The following is a 2,068-nucleotide window of genomic DNA, read 5'->3' on the forward strand; positions in this document are numbered from 1 at the left end:
GGCGGGGCGGCCGGGGCCGTCCGTGCCGGGGCGGTGGCACCGCGGTCCGTGGGGCCGGTGCGGTCGCCGTGGTCGCCTTCCGCCGTCCCGTGCCCGCCGGGCCGGAGCGGGAACCGGCCGGGCAGCGCCAGTCCGGCGCCGACCGCACCGACGAGGCAGATCGCCGCGGCCACCAGGCAGGCGAGGTGGAAGGCGTCCATGAAGGAGGTCTGTACGGCGGTCAGCAGGTCGGCCCGCCCGAGGCCCGAGGCCGTGCCGAGTGCGGAGGCGACGGAGTCCTCGGCCGCCGTGGCCGTCCGGGACGGGAGTCCGGAGAAGGCGGTGTCGGCGAGCCGGCTCGCGTAGAGCGAGGTGAAGACGGAGCCGAGGACGGCCACGCCGAGGGTGCCGCCCGCCTCGCGGGTGGCGTCGTTGACGGCGGAGCCGACACCGGCCTTGGCCGGCGGCAGCACGCTCAGGATCGACTCGGTGGCCGGTGCGGTGGTGAGCCCGAGGCCGAGGCCGATCAGCACCATCTGGCCCACGATCCGCTCGTACGACACGAAGGCCGGCGAGGCGGCGATCCAGGCGAAGGAGACGCCCAGCAGGACGAGGCCCGTGGTGACCACGGCGCGGGTGCCGAGCCGGGCGACCAGGGCGACACCGCCGAGCGAGCCGACGGCGATGGTCAGCGCCACCGGCAGGATGCGGACGCCGGTGGAGAGCGTGCCGTACCCGCGGATGAACTGGAAGTACTGGGTCACCAGGAAGATGAAGCCGAAGAGGGCGAAGAACGCGAGGGTGACCGAGCCGCTGGCGGCCGAGAAGGCCGGGGTGCGGAAGAGCGACAGGTCGATCATCGGGTGGGCGCGGCCGCGTTCGATCCGGACGAAGGCCGCGGTGAGCACGGCCGTGGCGGCGAACCCGGCCAGGGTGGCGGGTGCGCCCCAGCCGCGCTCCGGCGCCTCGATGATCGTGTAGACCAGGACGCCGATGGCGGCCGAGGAGGCGGCGAGCCCGGGCAGGTCGAGGCGGGCCGAGCCGGGGTTGCTGGACTCCGGCACCCAGAGCCAGGTGGCGACCAGCGCGAGGAGGGCGACCGGCACCAGCGCGAGGAACACCGAGGGCCAGCCGAAGTGCGCCAGCAGCACGCCGCCGACCACCGGGCCGACCGCGACGCCGAGACCGGTGACGGCACCCCACACGCCGACCGCCTTGGCCCGGGAGCGGCGGTCGGGGAAGGTGTTGGTGATGATCGACAGGGTGGTCGGGAAGATGAGCGCGGCACAGGCGCCCATCGCGAACCGGACCGCCACCAGCGCGCCGGGCGATCCGACGGCGCTGCCGACGGTGCTGGTCGCGGCGAACCCGGCGAGTCCGAGCAGCAGGGCGGGCCGGCGACCGAACCGGTCGCCGAGCGAGCCGGCGCTGAGCACCAGCGCGGCGAAGGCGAGGTTGTAGCCGTCCACCACCCACTGCAGGTCGCGGGTGGTGGCGTCGAGCTGCCGGCTGAGGTCGGGCAGGGCGACGTTCACGATCGTCGTGTCGAGGTTGATCGCGAACGCCGCGAGACAGACCGTGGCCAGCACGAGGAGACGTCGGCGAGGGGTGAGGGCGGGCATCGGTGGCTCCATCCGCCATGCATGTTGACAGTGACAACATGCGGTGATTGACACGTTTCCACCCGAAGTGGACAATGTCAACATCTGGCTGGGAAAGCGGTGAAACCTTGGAGAATCGGACATACCATCACGGGAATCTGCGCGAGGCGCTGATCGACGCCGGAGTCGCCCTCGCCCGCACCGGCGGTCCCTCGGCCGTGGTGCTGCGCGCCGTCAGCCGGGAGGCCGGCGTCTCCCACAACGCCGCCTACCGGCACTTCGCCGACCACCAGGACCTGCTGGCCGCCGTCGCCGTCCGCTGCATGGAGCAGCTGGGGCAGCTGATGGTGCGGCGCACGGCCGAGGTCGCCGAGGACGACCCCGTCCCGCGCGCCTGCGCGATATATCGCAAGCTGCCATCCTCTCGCGATACATCGCGAGATTCGGGATCCGCCCGCCCGGGCACCTGTGTGACGATCAGACGACAT

The 2,068-nt window shown here is 72.9% G+C and carries 2 protein-coding genes; one reads left to right on the top strand and one right to left on the bottom strand.

The window, feature by feature from the left end; translation table 11 throughout:
* Positions 1-1,601 (bottom strand): MFS transporter (locus tag ABZ641_RS34615; protein ID WP_359988321.1); only part of this gene is annotated, 1,601 nt, incomplete at its 3' end.
* Between the two features lie 107 nt (positions 1,602-1,708).
* Between ABZ641_RS34615 and ABZ641_RS34620 the strand changes: the two genes are divergently transcribed.
* On the top strand, positions 1,709-2,068 hold a 360-nt coding region (locus tag ABZ641_RS34620; RefSeq protein WP_359988323.1), incomplete at its 3' end, for a TetR/AcrR family transcriptional regulator.

Origin of the sequence: Kitasatospora sp. NPDC007106 (genome assembly GCF_040634455.1) — a bacterium.
Lineage (GTDB): Bacteria > Actinomycetota > Actinomycetes > Streptomycetales > Streptomycetaceae > Kitasatospora > Kitasatospora arboriphila.